This is a genomic window from Pseudomonas cichorii (assembly GCF_015471405.1).
In the GTDB taxonomy this organism is placed as follows: Bacteria; Pseudomonadota; Gammaproteobacteria; order Pseudomonadales; family Pseudomonadaceae; genus Aquipseudomonas; species Aquipseudomonas serbiensis.
The window spans coordinates 433,678-448,848 of sequence record NZ_BLVZ01000005.1; the positions used below are offsets into that span (position 1 = coordinate 433,678).

Genomic DNA, 15,171 nt, shown 5'->3' on the forward strand with positions numbered 1-15,171 from the left:
AACAGGGCTGCAAGGCGACGCGCTGCAAAAAAGCAGTCGCCTGACATCAATCAAGGAGTAGCTGCATCGTGACCAAACCATCTGCCAAGTCATTGAATCTGATCCCGGGCCAACTGACCCTGGCGCAACTGCGTGCAATCTATCAGCAACCGGTAACGCTGAAGCTCGATAGCAGCGCCGATCAGCAGATCGAAGACAGCGTGGCCTGTGTGGAGCGCATTCTCGCCGAGAACCGCACGGCCTATGGCATCAACACCGGTTTCGGCCTGCTGGCCTCGACCCGCATTGCCAGCGAGGACCTGGAAAACCTGCAACGCTCTCTGGTGCTGTCCCATGCCGCCGGTGTCGGGCAGCCGATCAGCGACGATCTGGTGCGCCTGATCATGGTGCTCAAGGTTAACAGCCTGAGCCGTGGTTTCTCCGGTATCCGGCGTCTGGTGATCGATGCCTTGATCGCCCTGATCAATGCCGAGGTCTATCCGCATATCCCGCTCAAGGGTTCGGTCGGTGCTTCCGGTGACCTCGCGCCACTGGCCCATATGTCTCTGGTACTGCTGGGCGAAGGCAAGGCTCGCTACAAAGGCGAATGGCTCGATGCCGTCGATGCGCTTGAAGTTGCAGGCCTGAAACCGCTGACTCTGGCTGCCAAGGAAGGTCTGGCATTGCTCAACGGAACGCAGGTTTCCACCGCGTTCGCACTGCGCGGCCTGTTCGAGGGTGAAGACCTGTTCGCCGGAGCCATGGCCTGCGGCGCTCTCACCGTGGAAGCCGTGCTCGGTTCGCGCTCGCCTTTCGACGCCCGCATCCATGCCGCTCGCGGTCAGCGCGGTCAGATCGATGCAGCAGCCTGCTATCGCGACCTGTTGGGGGAAAGCAGCGAAGTGTCCGAGTCCCATCGCAACTGCGACAAGGTTCAGGACCCGTACTCGCTGCGCTGCCAGCCACAGGTCATGGGTGCCTGCCTGACCCAGTTGCGTCAGGCTGCCGAAGTGCTGGAGATCGAAGCCAACGCCGTCTCCGACAACCCGCTGGTATTCGCTGCCGAAAACGATGTGATCTCCGGCGGCAACTTCCACGCGGAACCGGTTGCCATGGCCGCCGATAACCTGGCGCTGGCCATCGCGGAAATCGGTTCCCTGAGCGAACGCCGCATTTCGCTGATGATGGACAAGCACATGTCGCAGTTGCCGCCCTTCCTGGTGGCCAACGGCGGGGTCAACTCCGGCTTCATGATCGCCCAGGTCACCGCTGCCGCCCTGGCCAGTGAAAACAAGGCTTTGGCCCATCCACACAGCGTCGACAGCCTGCCGACTTCAGCCAATCAGGAGGACCATGTTTCCATGGCTCCGGCAGCCGGCAAGCGGTTATGGGAAATGGCAGAAAACGTTCGCGGGATTCTTGCCGTAGAATGGCTGGCTGCATGCCAGGGTCTGGACTTGCGCAACGGCCTTAAAACCTCTCCGAAACTGGAGCAGGCCCGTGCCGCGCTGCGCAGCAAAGTACCGCCCTATGAGAAGGATCGTTTTTTTGCACCGGACATAGAAGCTGCCAGCCAGCTGTTGTCCTCAACTTGCCTGAACCAGTTGGTTCCTGCACGTCTGCTACCCAGTCTGTGATGTACCGCGAGCCTGGCAGGGCTCGCAATGGTAGTTCGCTGCGGGAAGCCGAAAGCAGGTGTTCTCGCAGCTATTTGCCATACCCAGTAATGAGATGGACGGAAATGACGTCAAAAGATGGTTTGAAACGCGGGTTATCCGCCCGCCACATTCGCTTCATGGCTCTGGGCTCTGCCATCGGCACAGGGTTGTTCTATGGTTCCGCCGCCGCGATTCAGCAAGCGGGGCCTGCGGTTCTGCTGGCTTACCTGATCGGCGGCGCGGCGGTCTTCATGGTCATGCGCGCCCTGGGCGAGATGGCCGTGCATAACCCGACCTCCGGCTCGTTCAGCCATTACGCCAGCCGCTACCTCGGCCCTCTGGCGGGTTTCGTGCTGGGCTGGACCTACGCTTTCGAGATGATCATTGTCTGTCTGGCCGATGTCACCGCGTTCGGGATCTACATGGGCTTCTGGTTCCCGGAAGTGCCACGCTGGATCTGGGTGCTGGGCATCGTGTTCCTGATCGGCGCGCTCAACCTGTGCAACGTCAAGGTCTTCGGTGAAACCGAGTTCTGGCTATCGCTGCTCAAGGTCGGCGCCATCGTGGCGATGATCGTCGCAGGTTTCGGCATCATGCTGTTCGGCATCGGCTCATCCAGCGGTGACAACACCATCGGCATCAGCAACCTCTGGACCCACGGCGGCTTCATGCCCAATGGCATTGGCGGCCTGATCGCCTCGCTGGCCGTGGTGATGTTCGCCTTTGGCGGCATCGAAATCATCGGCATCACGGCCGGCGAAGCCAAGAACCCGCAACGCACGCTGCCACAGGCCATCAATGCCGTGCCGCTGCGCATTCTATTGTTCTACGTCCTGACGCTGTTTGTGCTGATGTCCATCTACCCATGGCCGCAGATCGGTACCCAAGGCAGCCCGTTCGTGCAGATTTTCGACAATCTGGGCATCGCCTCGGCAGCGACCATTCTCAATATCGTGGTGATCTCGGCAGCGGTGTCGGCGATCAACAGCGACATCTTCGGCGCGGGCCGCATGATGTATGGCATGGCGCTTGAAGGTCAGGCACCTGCCGGTTTCGCCAGGCTGTCGCGTCAGGGCGTGCCATGGATGACGGTCGTGGTGATGGGCGTGACGCTGCTGGCTGGCGTGCTCCTCAACTACCTGATCCCCAAGGACGTCTTCCTGCTCATCGCTTCGCTGGCCACCTTCGCCACGGTCTGGGTATGGCTGATGATCCTGCTGACCCAGGTCGCCATGCGCCGTTCCATGCCCCCCGAAGAAGTCGCACAACTGAAGTTCCCGGTGCCGTTCTGGCCTTATGGGCCGGCTGCCGCCATCGTCTTCATGCTGTTCATCTTCGGCGTGCTGGGCTATTTCCCGAACAACCGGGCTGCGCTGATCGTCGGCGCGATCTGGATTGTGCTGCTGGTTATCGCCTACTACCTGTGGATAAAACCCAGACATACCAAAAACACCCAATGACCCAAGGAGGCCCGGGATGACAACACTCTGGAAGAACTGTCACATCGCAACCATGGCGCAAGGCAACTACTCGATCATCGAGGATGCCGCCATCGTGACCTCTGGAGAGTTCATCCACTGGATCGGGCCTCACAATCAGCTCTCGGAAACTGATTTTGGCAGCACCGTAGACCTGGGCGGCGCCTGGGTTACTCCGGGCCTCATCGATTGCCACACCCATACGGTGTTCGGTGGCAATCGCAGCGGTGAATTCGAGCAGCGCCTGCAAGGTGTGAGCTATGCCGACATCGCCGCTGCGGGTGGCGGCATTGCCAGCACCGTGCGGGCAACACGAGCGGCCAGCGAAGACGAATTGTTCGCCAGTGCCAAACGGCGTTTGAAGCATCTGCTTCGCGACGGCGTGACCACGGTAGAGATGAAGTCCGGCTACGGCCTGGATCTGCCAAGCGAACGCAAGATTCTCAAGGTGATCCGTCGCCTGGGCAGCAGCCTGCCCGTCACCGTGCGCAGCACATGCCTGGCTGCCCACGCCCTGCCACCGGAATACGCCAACCGCGCAGACGATTACATCCGGCATATCTGCGACGAAATGCTTCCAGCACTGGCCGAGGAAGGTCTGGTGGATGCCGTGGATGCGTTCTGCGAGTACCTGGCGTTTTCGCCAGCTCAGGTCGAGCAGGTGTTCATCACCGCAAAGCAACTGGGCTTGCCGGTGAAACTCCACGCCGAACAGCTTTCGTCACTGGGCGGCTCAAGCCTTGCGGCGCGTTATCAGGCCTTGTCGGCGGACCATCTGGAGTTCATGACCGAAGACGATGCCATTGCCATGGCTGCTGCCGGAACCGTCGCCGTGCTACTGCCGGGCGCCTATTACTTTCTGCGCGAAACCCAGTTGCCGCCGATGGAAGCCCTGCGCAAGCATGGCGTGCCTATCGCCATCTCCACCGACATGAACCCCGGTACCTCGCCCGGCCTGTCACTGCGCCTGATGCTGAACATGGCCTGCACACTGTTCCGCATGACGCCCGAAGAAGCCCTGGCGGGCGTCACCCTCAATGCTGCGAAGGCACTGGGCCTGGATAAAACCCATGGCTCGCTGGAAACCGGCAAGGTAGCGGACTTCGTCGCCTGGAACATCGAACGCCCTGCCGATCTGGCCTACTGGCTGGGCGGCGATCTGGACAAACGTATCGTGCGCCACGGCGTCGAATCATCGATCTGAAGGAGAGCCCTGTGGATAACGTTCTGACATTCAAGCGTGGCCGGGTCCCGCTGCTGATCAGCATGCCTCATGCCGGCTTGAAGCTGACACCGGCAGTCGAAGCCGGGCTGGTGGACGAAGCCTTGAGCCTGCCGGATACCGACTGGCACATCCCGCAGCTGTACGACTTCGCCGCCGAACTGGGGGCCAGCACCCTGGCTGCCGAGTATTCGCGCTTCGTCATCGACCTCAATCGCCCGTCCGACGACAAACCGCTGTATGCCGGTGCGACGACCGGGCTGTTTCCTTCGATCCTGTTCGACGGCGTGCCGCTGTTCAAGGACGGCCAGGAACCCGACGCGGCCGAGCGCGCCAGCTACCTGCAACAGATCTGGGTACCTTACCACCAGACCCTGGAGCAAGAGCTGCAACGCCTGCGCGATGAGTTCGGTTATGCGCTGCTGTTCGATGCCCACTCCATTCGCGGCCACGTCCCGCATCTGTTCGACGGGCGACTGCCGGACTTCAACCTCGGCACCTTCAACGGTGCCAGTTGTGATCCGCAACTGGCAGGCAGGCTGGAAAGCCTGTGTGCAGCGGCCAAGGACTACAGCCATGTGCTCAATGGCCGCTTCAAGGGCGGCCATATCACCCGCCATTACGGCGACCCGGCCAACAATATCCACGCCGTACAGCTGGAACTGGCGCAGAACACCTACATGGAAGAGTTCGCCCCTTTCCATTACCGCCCTGATCTTGCTGCGCCGACCCAAGAGGTATTGAAGGGGTTGCTGGAGACCTTTATTGCCTGGGGGCAGGAGAGGTTTGGTTGATTACGCTTTCGCGAATAAATTCGCTCCTACGGTAGGAGCGAATTCATTCGCGAAAAAACCCCAAATTGCTCACTTCTTGAGCAATCTCAACCCGTTGAATACCACCAGCAAGCTCACGCCCATGTCGGCAAACACCGCCATCCACATGGTCGCCATACCCGCAAAGGTAATCCCCAGGAAGAACACCTTGGTGACAATCGCCAACGCAATGTTCTGTTTGAGAATTGCCGAAGTATCGCGTGACAGTCGGATAAACGCCGGGATCTTGCGCAGATCGTCGTCCATCAGTGCGACATCAGCAGTTTCAATGGCCGTGTCGGTGCCCGCCGCTGCCATGGCGAAACCGATCTCCGAACGGGCCAGCGCAGGTGCATCGTTGATGCCATCGCCCACCATGCCGACGCGATGCTTGCGGGTATACAGGTCTTCAATGGCCTGCAACTTATCCACAGGCAGCAGATTGCCCTGAGCCTGATCGATCCCCACTTGCGCAGCGATGGCCTTGGCGGTGTGCGGGTTGTCACCGGTCAGCATCAGGGTCTTGATACCAAGCTCGTGTAACTGGGCGATAGCCTCGCGGCTGCTGTCCTTGACCGTATCGGCGACCGCGAACAGCGCCAGCGGGCCAGAGGTATCCAGCAACAGAACCACGGTCTTGCCTTGTATTTCCAGCGCATCGAGCCTGGCTTCAAGCTCCGGCGAGCACAGCCCCAGTTCTTCGACCAGACGGTGGTTGCCCAAGTGGTAGAGCCGGCCATTGATCTCGCCTTTCACACCACGCCCCGGCAATGCCTCGAACGCACTGACCTCATGCACGCCCTGCCCTTGCCCCGACGCCTTGGCGATGGCCTGGGAAACCGGATGATCGGAACGACCAGCCAGGCTGGCAGCAATGGCTGGCGCATTGTCGGCGACAGTCACATCCAGTGGTAGATAGTCGGTCTGCACGGGCTTGCCGTGGGTGATGGTGCCGGTCTTGTCGAGGGCCAGGTAATCGAGCTTGCGGCCCATTTCCAGATAGACGCCACCCTTGATCAGGATCCCCTTGCGGGCCGCAGCGGCCAGACCGCTGACGATGGTCACCGGGGTAGAAATCACCAAAGCACAAGGACAGGCAACAACCAGCAACACCAATGCCCGGTAGATCCAGTCAAACCAGGCACCGCCGAAGAACAGTGGCGCAACAAGGGCCACGGCCAGTGCGGTCAGGAAAACCACCGGTGTGTAGATTCGCGAAAAGCTATCGACAAAACTCTGGGTCGGAGCCCGCGCGCCTTGAGCCGCTTCCACCGCATGGATGATCCGCGCCAGCGTGGAATGGCTCGCGGCAGCCGTCACTCGGTACTCAAGCGACCCGGACTGGTTGATAGTGCCGGCAAACACCTTGTCACCCACGGTTTTTTCCACAGGCAGGCTTTCGCCTGTAATCGGCGCCTGATCGATGGTCGAGTTACCCGACACCACCTCGCCATCAAGGCCGATCCGCTCACCCGGCCGAACCCGCACGATAGCGCCCAATTCGACGCTCTTGACCTCGGTTTCAACCCAGCTTCCATCACTCTGCCTGACGGTCGCCACATCGGGCGTCAACTGCATCAGACTGCTGATGGCGTTACGAGCACGATCCAGAGACTTGGCCTCGATCAGTTCGGCCACGGTAAACAGGAACATCACCATCGCCGCTTCAGGCCATTGGCCGATCAGGACCGCGCCGGTCACCGCGATGCTCATCAAGGCGTTTATATTGAGGTTGAAGTTCTTCAGCGCGATCCAGCCCTTTTTGTAGGTGGTCAGGCCGCAACTGAGGATAGAAACAATGGCCAGCAGCGCAACGACCCAGGTTGGGCCAAGCTGAGCGAAATGGACGATTTCGGCGCCCAGCGCCATCACGCCGGACAGTGCCAGAGGCCACCAATGCTTTTTCGGCGCAGGTGCCGCGGGCACATCCTGGCTCGCGCCTTCCTCGATGGGGTCGGCCTGCATGCCCAACGCACCGATGGCTTCACGAATCGGTTCGGTCGTCGGCAGGTCATGCCAGACGCCAAGGATGCGATTGATCAGGTTGAATTCCAGCTTATGCACACCGGGCAGCTTTCCCAGCTTGTTCTGGATCAGAGTCTGCTCGGTCGGGCAGTCCATCTGCTCGATGCGGAAACTGCTCAAACGCCCACTGGCTGCGGGCGCCTCATCAAAAGTGACAGTGGCAGGCGCGGCTGCGCCGGAGCAGCAGGAATGAGCATGCGCAACGTGCTTGTGCCCGTCTTTATGATCATCGTGCTTTGGAGAAATATCTGTAATCTGGCCCATGGTCCGCTCCCGGGATCTACTTGTTGCCAAGTGAACACCCTGTAGCCACTATAGGGTCAAGCGCTCAAACGAGATGAAACATATGAAGATCGGCGAACTGGCGAAGTTGACGGATTCTCAGGTTGAAACCATTCGTTATTACGAGCGTGAAGGCCTGCTGCCTGCACCGGCCCGCAGCGACGGCAATTACCGCTTGTACACCCAGGCGCATGTAGAGCGGCTGTCGTTCATCCGCAACTGCCGCAGCCTGGACATGACGCTGGAAGAAATCCGCAGCCTGCTCAACCTGCGCGACAGCCCGCAGGACCAGTGCGAAAGCGTCAACGCACTGATCGACGAACACATCGAACACGTCAACGCCCGCATCGCCAGCCTGCAAGCCTTACAGGAGCAACTATTGGACCTGCGCCGCCGTTGCGGCGACGGCAAGTCAGACCACTGCGGGATTCTGGAACGGCTGGAAGTGACAGGCGCAGTGGCGGCTGCCGAAGGCGAGCCATCCCATGTGGGCAAGAGTCATGGGCACTGAAGCTGCAAGCTATAAGCCTCAAGCAGCTTGTAGCTTGCAGCTCAAAACTTGCAGCTTTCCCACCTATACCGCCATCGGTGCTGTCATCGCCGGATGGTGCTCGTAACCTTCCAGCGAGAAGTCGGAAGGTTCGATCAGTTCCAGCCATTCAGGCTGATAGACACCGGTCTTGGCAAACTCGGGCACGCGGTCCGAGATGACCAGTTTCGGCATCGGGAACGGCTCACGGGTGAGCTGTTCGTTGAGCATGTCCAGGTGGTTCTCGTAGACGTGGGCATCACCGATGAAATAGGTGAACCAGCGCGGCGTGTAGCCGGTCAGGCGGCCGATCAGGCTCAGCAGTGCAGCGCCTTCGGTCAGGTTGAACGGCGTTCCGAGGCCCAGATCGTTTGAGCGAATGTACAGCGTCAGGGAGATTTCCCGGGTCTGCGGGTTCGGGTGCAACTGGTAAAGCAGGTGACAAGGTGGCAAGGCCATCTCATCGAGCTGCGCGCAGTTCCAGCCGTGGAACAGGATACGGCGGCTGCCCGGATCCTTGATGATGGTGTCGACGCACTGGCGAATCTGATCGATGGCCTTGTACAGCACCACAAAGCTCTGGCCATCCTCTTCGGACTCTGCGATCTGCTTGTAACCCTGGCTGACGGCCAGTTCAATCGCCGCCGCATTGCTGGTTTCAATACGCTTGTAGGCCGGCCATTTGCGCCACTGCACGCCGTAGATCTCGCCCAGATCATCCTCGCCCTTGCGGAACGGGTTGTTCAGCCACTGAGCGTTCTCGTTGGCGTTCTGATCCCAGACCTTGCAGCCCAGTTCGCGAAATTCGGCTGCATTGCTGACGCCACGCAGGAAACCGACCATTTCGCCGATGGCCGACTTGAAGGCCATACGCCGTGTGGTGATCGCCGGAAAACCTTCCTGCAGGTCATAACGCAGCATCGCGCCGGGGAAACTGATGGTGTTCACGCCGGTACGGTTGGACTGCAAGGTCCCGTGCTTGATCACATGGGCGACTAGTTCAAGATATTGCTTCATAAATTACCTGCATCGTTGAACACGCCGGGCAACATCACCCGGCGTTTCAGTATTAAGCCGCTGCCTTGGCAGGTTCGCGCTTGTAGGCCAGCCAGATCATGGCCAGACCAGCGATAATCATCGGCAGACTCAGAATCTGCCCCATGGTGACCCAGCCCCACGCCAGATAGCCCAATTGCGCGTCCGGCACGCGGACGAACTCGACGATAAAGCGGAAGATCCCGTAAAACAGGGCGAACATGCCGGAAATGGCCATGGTCGGGCGCGGTTTGCGTGCATAGAGGTTGAGAATGATGAACAGCGCCACGCCTTCAAGGGCGAACTGATACAGCTGCGATGGATGACGCGCCAGTTGCGCCGGGTCGCTGAACGGCGGGAAGACCATGGCCCATGGCACATCGCTTGGCTTGCCCCACAACTCGGCATTGATGAAGTTGCCGATACGCCCGGCACCCAGACCAATCGGCACCAGCGGAGCAACGAAGTCCATCAGTTGGAAGAAAGTCTTGCCATTGCGTCTGCCAAACCACCAGGCCGCCAGCATCACGCCGACAAAACCGCCGTGGAAGGCCATGCCGCCTTTCCAGACTTCAAAGATCAACAGCGGATTGGCGAGATAAGCCGACAGGTCGTAGAACAGCACATAACCCAGACGCCCGCCGACAATGACGCCCATGGCCAGCCAGAAAATCAGGTCGGAGAGTTTTTCCTTGGTCCAGGTCGGATCGAAAGCATTCAAGCGACGCGACGCAAGCAGCCATGCGCCACCTATGCCGACCAGATACATCAGTCCATACCAGTGAATTTGCAGCGGGCCGAGGGATACGGCTACCGGGTCAATCTGCGGGTAAGGCAGCATTGCAACTCCTCAATTGGAACGCTCTTGCGAGCGACTGAATCCGAAAGACAGCTAAATCAGGAAACTGGTGCCCACGCATAACAGCAGCGCAGCGAACAGTCGTTTCAATAGACGTGGCGGCAGTTTATGCGCCAGCCGGGCGCCGAAGCGCGCAAAAAACATACTGGTGACCGCAATGCCAAGCAGCGCGGGCAGGTAAACGAAGCCCAGACTATGCGGTGGCAGCTGGGGATCGTGCCAGCCCAGAATCATGAAACTTATTGCACTTGCCAACGCGATAGGAAAGCCGCACGCCGCTGAAGTTGCTACCGCCTGTTGCATGGACACGCTGCGCCAGGTCAGGAACGGCACGGTCAAAGAGCCGCCGCCGATCCCGAAAATCGCCGAAGCCCAGCCGATCACCACACCTGCCGCTGTCAGGCCTGGCTTGCCGGGCACGCTACGGCTGGCCTTGGGCCGCAGATCCAGCGCCATCTGCAAGGCGACCAGCAGGGCGAACACACCAATGATCTTCTGCAGATAAGGCCCGGCAATGTAACTGGCTGTCAGCGAGCCGAGGCCTGCGCCCACCAGAATGCCCACCGTCAGCCATGCAAAGATCGGCCAACGCACCGCGCCCATGCTGTGATGAGCGCGAACGGAGTTGATCGACGTGAATACGATAGTCGCCAGAGAGGTCCCGACCGCCAGGTGAGTCAGCACCGACGCATCGAAACCTTGCAGGCCGAAGCTGAGCACCAGCACCGGAACGATAATGATGCCACCGCCAACGCCAAACAGGCCGGCCAGCACACCCGCACAGGCACCCAGGGCCAGATAGAGCACAAATTCCATGGGAGCCCCCAAAATCAGTCCGGCATGTTACCGGAGCACGGCTTGATGCTCTAGCGGTGGGCGATGAAACGTGGAGGGGCTGAAACGCATCGCGGGCAAGCGCGCTCCTACGGACACCAAACCTGTGGGAGGGGCCTTGGCCGCGACAGATCGATACAGTCGAAGCGGCCTCAATGCCCTTTGACCGACCCCGGATTGATCATCCGGGACAGGCCCAGATTGCGCAGCGCCAGTTGCAGCGAGCTGCTGATCACTTGCGGGTTGTCGTTGGTCATCAACTGGGCCAGCAGTTCCTTGGCCTTGCTGAGGTTGATCTGGCGCAGCATCCATTTCACTTTCGGCAGGTTGGTGGCGTTCATCGACAGGCTGTCAAAGCCCATCGCCATCAACAGCACAGCCGCAGCAGGATCGCCCGCCATCTCGCCGCAGATACTCACCGGCTTGCCTTCGGCATGGGCATCGCGCACGACGCTTTGCAGCGCTTGCAGCACCGCCGGGTGCAGGTAGTCGTAGAGGTCGGCGACACGCGGGTTGTTGCGGTCAACCGCCAGCAGGTATTGGGTCAGGTCGTTGGAGCCCACGGACAGGAAGTCCACCTGACGGGCCAGGTCGCGGGTCTGATAGACAGCAGCCGGAATTTCGATCATGACGCCTACAGGCGGCATCGGCACATCGGTGCCTTCGTCGCGGACTTCGCCCCATGCGCGATGGATAAGGTGCAAGGCCTCTTCCACTTCATGGGTGCTGGAAATCATCGGCAGCAGAATACGCAGGTTGTTCAGACCTTCACTGGCCTTGAGCATGGCGCGGGTCTGCACCAGGAAGATTTCCGGGTGGTCGAGGGTGACGCGAATGCCGCGCCAGCCCAGGAACGGGTTCTCTTCCTTGATCGGGAAGTAGGAAAGCGCCTTGTCGCCGCCGATATCCAGGCTGCGCATGGTCACCGGCAGCGGATGGAAGGCCGCCAGTTGTTCACGGTAGATGGCCAGCTGTTCCTTTTCGCTCGGGAAACGCTGGTTGATCATGAACGGCACTTCGGTACGATACAGGCCCACACCCTCAGCGCCACGCTGTTGGGCACGTGCGACGTCAGCCAGCAAGCCGGTATTGACCCACAGCGGCATGCGATGACCATCCAGCGTCACGCAAGGCAGCTCGCGCAGGGCATCGAGCCCTTGGGACAGCTGGCGCTCTTCCTCCACCACTTTGGTGAACTGCTGACGCATGATGTCGCTGGGGTTGGTGAAGACTTCACCGTGATAGCCATCGACGATCAGGTCGATGCCATCCACCTTGGAATAAGGGAAGTCCACAAGGCCCATGACCGTGGGAATCCCCATGGCCCGCGCCAGAATCGCGACATGGGAGTTACCCGAGCCCTGTACCGACACCAGCCCGACCAGCTTGCCTTCCGGCACTTCACCCAGCATCGCCGGTGACAGTTCTTCACTGACCAGAATGGTGTTGTCGGGGTAGACCAGTGCCTGCTGCCGGGCTTCCTGAAGGTAACCCAGCAAGCGGCGACCCAAATCCTTGACGTCCGATGCACGCTCGCGCAAGTAGGCGTCGTCCATCAGCTCGAAACGGTTGACGTGCTCGTTCACCACCGAACGCAAGGCACCCTGCGCCCATTGGCCGGTCTTGATGATATTGGTCACTTCGCTACCCAGCGAAGCGTCGTCGAGCATCATCAGGTAAACGTCGAACAGTGCCAGCTCTTCAGGCCGCAACTGGGTCGCAAGCTTGGCTGACAGGGTACGCATGTCATTGCGCACGCCTTCCAGCGCATTCTGGAACAGCGCCAGTTCGGCATCGATATCAGTGACAGCTTTATCGGGGACCACTTCCAGATCGGCGGGTGGCAACATGACCACCGCCACGCCAACCGCCGCACCGGGCGAACCGGCCACGCCGACAAACTTGGCTTCCTGGATACCCTTGCCCTGACGACCCAGACCGCGGATCGAGCCAGTGGCTTCGGCATGGGCGATTACGCCTGCCAGTTGGGCACTCATGGTGACGAGGAAGGCTTCTTCCCCTTCGTCGAACTGACGCCGCTCCTTTTGCTGGATCACCAACACGCCAACCACACGACGGTGATGGATGATCGGCGCGCCCAGGAAAGAGGCATAACGCTCTTCACCGGTTTCGGCAAAGTAGCGATAACGGGGGTGATCGGCAGCGTTTTCGAGGTTCAGCGGCTCTTCGCGGGTACCGACAAGGCCCACAAGGCCTTCGTTCGGCGCCATGCTCACCTTGCCGATGGAGCGCTTGTTCAGACCCTCGGAAGCCATCAGCACAAAACGGTTGGCTTCGGGGTCAAGCAGATAGACCGAGCAGACCTGGCTACCCATGGCCTCCTTGACGCGCAACACAATAATGCCCAACGCCGCCTTGAGATCCTTGGCGGAGTTTACTTCCTGGACGATCTTGCGCAGCGTATTGAGCATGGCTCGGGGTCGAACTCCGTGTCAGTCGCGCGATAAAAGGCGCGGGGCAAGCTCTTTGAGTGCGCGTCGATACACCTCGCGCTTGAATGTCACCACTTGGCCTAACGGATACCAATAGCTGACCCAGCGCCAGCCATCGAACTCCGGTTTACCGGTCAAATCCATCCGCACCCGCTGCTCGTTGGAGATCAGGCGCAGGAGAAACCATTTCTGTTTTTGGCCGATACATAGCGGTTGGCTATGAGTACGGACCAGTCGTTGCGGCAGACGATAGCGCAACCAGCCTCGGGTACAGGCCAGAATCTGCACATCCTGTCGTTCCAGCCCGACTTCTTCATTCAATTCACGATAAAGCGCGTCTTCCGGCGTCTCCTGAGGGTTGATTCCACCCTGCGGAAACTGCCAGGCATCTTGGTTAATACGCCGAGCCCATAGGACCTGACCAGCATCGTTTGTCAGAATAATCCCGACATTAGGACGGAAACCATCGGGGTCGATCACGGCAACAACCTCGCAAACGCATGTCGCCGCATTGTTCCACAAAGGCGATCAAAGCAGCAACGAGCCTTAGCACCTTATGTGAAGTCTTGTGAAAACCTCGTATTCTTGTGCTCTTTTTTCAGTTATTTCAGCGAGTAACCACATGCGCCTGGCTTTATTCGACCTCGACAACACACTTCTGGGCGGTGACAGCGATCACGCTTGGGGCGATTACCTGTGCGAACGCGGCATCCTCGATGCCGTGGCCTACAAAACGCGCAACGACGCATTCTATGAAGATTACCTGGCCGGCACGCTCAACCTGACCGACTACCTGAATTTCAGCCTTGAAATCCTGGGTCGCACAGAAATGGCCCAGCTTGATGAATGGCACCGGGACTTCATGCGCGACTGCATCGAACCTATCGTACTGCCCAAGGCGCTGGAACTGATCGCCAAACACCGCGACGCAGGTGACAAACTGGTGGTCATAACCGCCACAAACCGCTTCGTCACCGCGCCAATCGTCGCCCGCCTGGGGATCGACACCTTGCTGGCGACCGAGTGCGAGCAGATCGACGGGCGCTATACCGGCCGCACGACAGGTATACCCTGCTTCCGTGAAGGCAAGGTGACTCGGCTCAATCATTGGCTTGAAGAGAACGCATTCAGTCTGGAAGGCAGCTATTTCTATAGCGATTCCATGAATGACCTGCCATTGCTGGAACAGGTCGCCCATCCAGTGGCCGTGGACCCGGACCCGAAACTGCGTGCAGAAGCAGAGAAGCGCGGCTGGCAGGTGATTTCCCTGCGTTGAGAAATGCCGCGATCAAGCCGGTTTGAAGACCATCAGACCGGCCATCACTATAAGGCAGACGGTGGTAATGACTGCCAGCGCCAAGGTGAACCGCAGATTGCCAGCCTTCCCGGCCAGCCGACTCACCAGCCAGACCCAACTGAAAAGCCCCACAACATAAAGCACGCTACTGGCCAGCACCCACGTCTGCCCCAGTGACCAGCCGAGCAGATGAACCAGCCACCAGCCGCTGAAAGGCAGGATCGCCAGGCAGACGGCCATCAGCAGCCAGACAAACAAGGCCGGGCGTTGCAAAAGGCGGTCATGAACATGCTTCTTGATGACCCAGAAAGCCAGCCCGAAGGCGCTGAGCAACCATAGCGTGATGGCGGCTATATGCAGGGTTTTCAGCGCTGTGATGTATTCCATTGCGGACATCCCTTGCTGGCGAAGCTGTATTGAGCGTAGCAAATCAAGGTGGAAATCGGGTGGCTGGAATCACAATCCGTGGGAGGGGGCCTTGGCCGCGACAGCATAGTTTCAGGCGCTGAAAACATGTTGCCTGTAAGCAAGTCGTCGCGGCCAAGGCCCATCCCGCAGGTGATATGCATGCCTTAGATCAGCATTACACCCACAGATCGCTTACCCCAGAAACAGCTTGTACGCCGGATTCTGGCTCTCATCCCAATACGGATAGCCAATCTCCTCCAGCGCTGCGCCCACCAGATGCCGTTCCTCTTCCGGCACCAC

The 15,171-nt window shown here is 59.6% G+C and carries 13 protein-coding genes and 1 pseudogene; 6 read left to right on the top strand and 8 right to left on the bottom strand.

Annotation, left to right across the window (positions count from 1 at the left end; all coding sequences use genetic code 11):
• Positions 1 to 68: 68 nt before the first annotated feature.
• From hutH to hutG, 4 genes are all read left to right on the top strand, one after another.
• Positions 69 to 1,616 carry a histidine ammonia-lyase gene (gene hutH / locus JL015_RS10020; RefSeq protein ID WP_201018350.1) on the top strand — a complete coding sequence of 516 codons (1,548 nt, stop codon included), beginning with the start codon at positions 69 to 71 and terminating at the stop codon, positions 1,614 to 1,616.
• 104 nt (positions 1,617 to 1,720) lie between these two features.
• Positions 1,721 to 3,097, top strand: a complete 1,377-nt coding sequence (locus JL015_RS10025) for an amino acid permease (RefSeq protein WP_201018351.1) — start codon at positions 1,721 to 1,723, stop codon at positions 3,095 to 3,097.
• A 16-nt stretch (positions 3,098 to 3,113) separates the two neighbouring features.
• Positions 3,114 to 4,319 (top strand): imidazolonepropionase, encoded by a 1,206-nt coding sequence (hutI, locus tag JL015_RS10030; protein ID WP_201018352.1) that lies wholly within the window; start codon positions 3,114 to 3,116, stop codon positions 4,317 to 4,319.
• Between the two features lie 11 nt (positions 4,320 to 4,330).
• Positions 4,331 to 5,131, top strand: a complete 801-nt coding sequence (hutG, locus tag JL015_RS10035) for an N-formylglutamate deformylase (RefSeq protein ID WP_201018353.1) — start codon at positions 4,331 to 4,333, stop codon at positions 5,129 to 5,131.
• A gap of 69 nt (positions 5,132 to 5,200) precedes the next feature.
• Here the strand turns inward: hutG and JL015_RS10040 are convergent, their stop codons facing one another.
• A complete protein-coding gene (locus JL015_RS10040; protein ID WP_201018354.1) occupies positions 5,201 to 7,438 on the bottom strand; it encodes a heavy metal translocating P-type ATPase in 2,238 nt (745 codons plus the stop codon).
• 82 nt (positions 7,439 to 7,520) lie between these two features.
• Between JL015_RS10040 and cadR the strand changes: the two genes are divergently transcribed.
• A complete protein-coding gene (gene cadR, locus JL015_RS10045) occupies positions 7,521 to 7,967 on the top strand; it encodes a Cd(II)/Pb(II)-responsive transcriptional regulator (RefSeq protein ID WP_201018355.1) in 447 nt (148 codons plus the stop codon).
• 63 nt (positions 7,968 to 8,030) lie between these two features.
• Here the strand turns inward: cadR and JL015_RS10050 are convergent, their stop codons facing one another.
• From JL015_RS10050 to JL015_RS10070, 5 genes are all read right to left on the bottom strand, one after another.
• Complete coding sequence (locus JL015_RS10050; protein ID WP_201001402.1) at positions 8,031 to 9,002, bottom strand: thymidylate synthase; 972 nt, start codon at positions 9,000 to 9,002, stop codon at positions 8,031 to 8,033.
• A 52-nt stretch (positions 9,003 to 9,054) separates the two neighbouring features.
• On the bottom strand, positions 9,055 to 9,861 hold the full coding sequence (lgt, locus tag JL015_RS10055) for a prolipoprotein diacylglyceryl transferase (RefSeq protein ID WP_201001401.1): 807 nt from the start codon (positions 9,859 to 9,861) through the stop codon (positions 9,055 to 9,057).
• A gap of 51 nt (positions 9,862 to 9,912) precedes the next feature.
• Complete coding sequence (locus tag JL015_RS10060) at positions 9,913 to 10,695, bottom strand: sulfite exporter TauE/SafE family protein (RefSeq protein ID WP_201018356.1); 783 nt, start codon at positions 10,693 to 10,695, stop codon at positions 9,913 to 9,915.
• 170 nt (positions 10,696 to 10,865) lie between these two features.
• On the bottom strand, positions 10,866 to 13,145 hold the full coding sequence (ptsP, locus tag JL015_RS10065; RefSeq protein WP_201018357.1) for a phosphoenolpyruvate--protein phosphotransferase: 2,280 nt from the start codon (positions 13,143 to 13,145) through the stop codon (positions 10,866 to 10,868).
• Positions 13,146 to 13,166: 21 nt separating this feature from the next.
• A complete protein-coding gene (locus tag JL015_RS10070; RefSeq protein ID WP_025262356.1) occupies positions 13,167 to 13,646 on the bottom strand; it encodes an RNA pyrophosphohydrolase in 480 nt (159 codons plus the stop codon).
• Between the two features lie 142 nt (positions 13,647 to 13,788).
• On the opposite strand from JL015_RS10070, the gene JL015_RS10075 reads away from it, so the two are divergent.
• The gene (locus JL015_RS10075; protein ID WP_201001398.1) at positions 13,789 to 14,442 is read left to right on the top strand and encodes an HAD family hydrolase; all 654 of its coding nucleotides are present in this window, start codon (positions 13,789 to 13,791) and stop codon (positions 14,440 to 14,442) included.
• 12 nt (positions 14,443 to 14,454) lie between these two features.
• On the opposite strand, the gene JL015_RS10080 is transcribed toward JL015_RS10075, so the two are convergent.
• Both JL015_RS10080 and JL015_RS10085 read right to left on the bottom strand, forming a co-directional pair.
• Positions 14,455 to 14,850 carry a DUF2269 family protein gene (locus tag JL015_RS10080; RefSeq protein ID WP_201018358.1) on the bottom strand — a complete coding sequence of 132 codons (396 nt, stop codon included), beginning with the start codon at positions 14,848 to 14,850 and terminating at the stop codon, positions 14,455 to 14,457.
• A 213-nt stretch (positions 14,851 to 15,063) separates the two neighbouring features.
• Positions 15,064 to 15,171, bottom strand: a pseudogene (locus JL015_RS10085) (threonine dehydratase); the annotation flags it as partial.

What these genes read in the sequence shown, in the direction of transcription:
- JL015_RS10025 (WP_201018351.1), top strand. Translation starts at nt 1,721, where the DNA reads ATGACGTCAAAAGATGGTTTGAAACGCGGGTTATCCGCCCGCCACATT.
- hutI (WP_201018352.1), top strand. Translation starts at nt 3,114, where the DNA reads ATGACAACACTCTGGAAGAACTGTCACATCGCAACCATGGCGCAAGGC.
- JL015_RS10040 (WP_201018354.1), bottom strand. Translation starts at nt 7,438, where the DNA reads ATGGGCCAGATTACAGATATTTCTCCAAAGCACGATGATCATAAAGAC.
- cadR (WP_201018355.1), top strand. Translation starts at nt 7,521, where the DNA reads ATGAAGATCGGCGAACTGGCGAAGTTGACGGATTCTCAGGTTGAAACC.
- JL015_RS10050 (WP_201001402.1), bottom strand. Translation starts at nt 9,002, where the DNA reads ATGAAGCAATATCTTGAACTAGTCGCCCATGTGATCAAGCACGGGACC.
- lgt (WP_201001401.1), bottom strand. Translation starts at nt 9,861, where the DNA reads ATGCTGCCTTACCCGCAGATTGACCCGGTAGCCGTATCCCTCGGCCCG.
- JL015_RS10060 (WP_201018356.1), bottom strand. Translation starts at nt 10,695, where the DNA reads ATGGAATTTGTGCTCTATCTGGCCCTGGGTGCCTGTGCGGGTGTGCTG.
- ptsP (WP_201018357.1), bottom strand. Translation starts at nt 13,145, where the DNA reads ATGCTCAATACGCTGCGCAAGATCGTCCAGGAAGTAAACTCCGCCAAG.
- JL015_RS10075 (WP_201001398.1), top strand. Translation starts at nt 13,789, where the DNA reads ATGCGCCTGGCTTTATTCGACCTCGACAACACACTTCTGGGCGGTGAC.
- JL015_RS10080 (WP_201018358.1), bottom strand. Translation starts at nt 14,850, where the DNA reads ATGGAATACATCACAGCGCTGAAAACCCTGCATATAGCCGCCATCACG.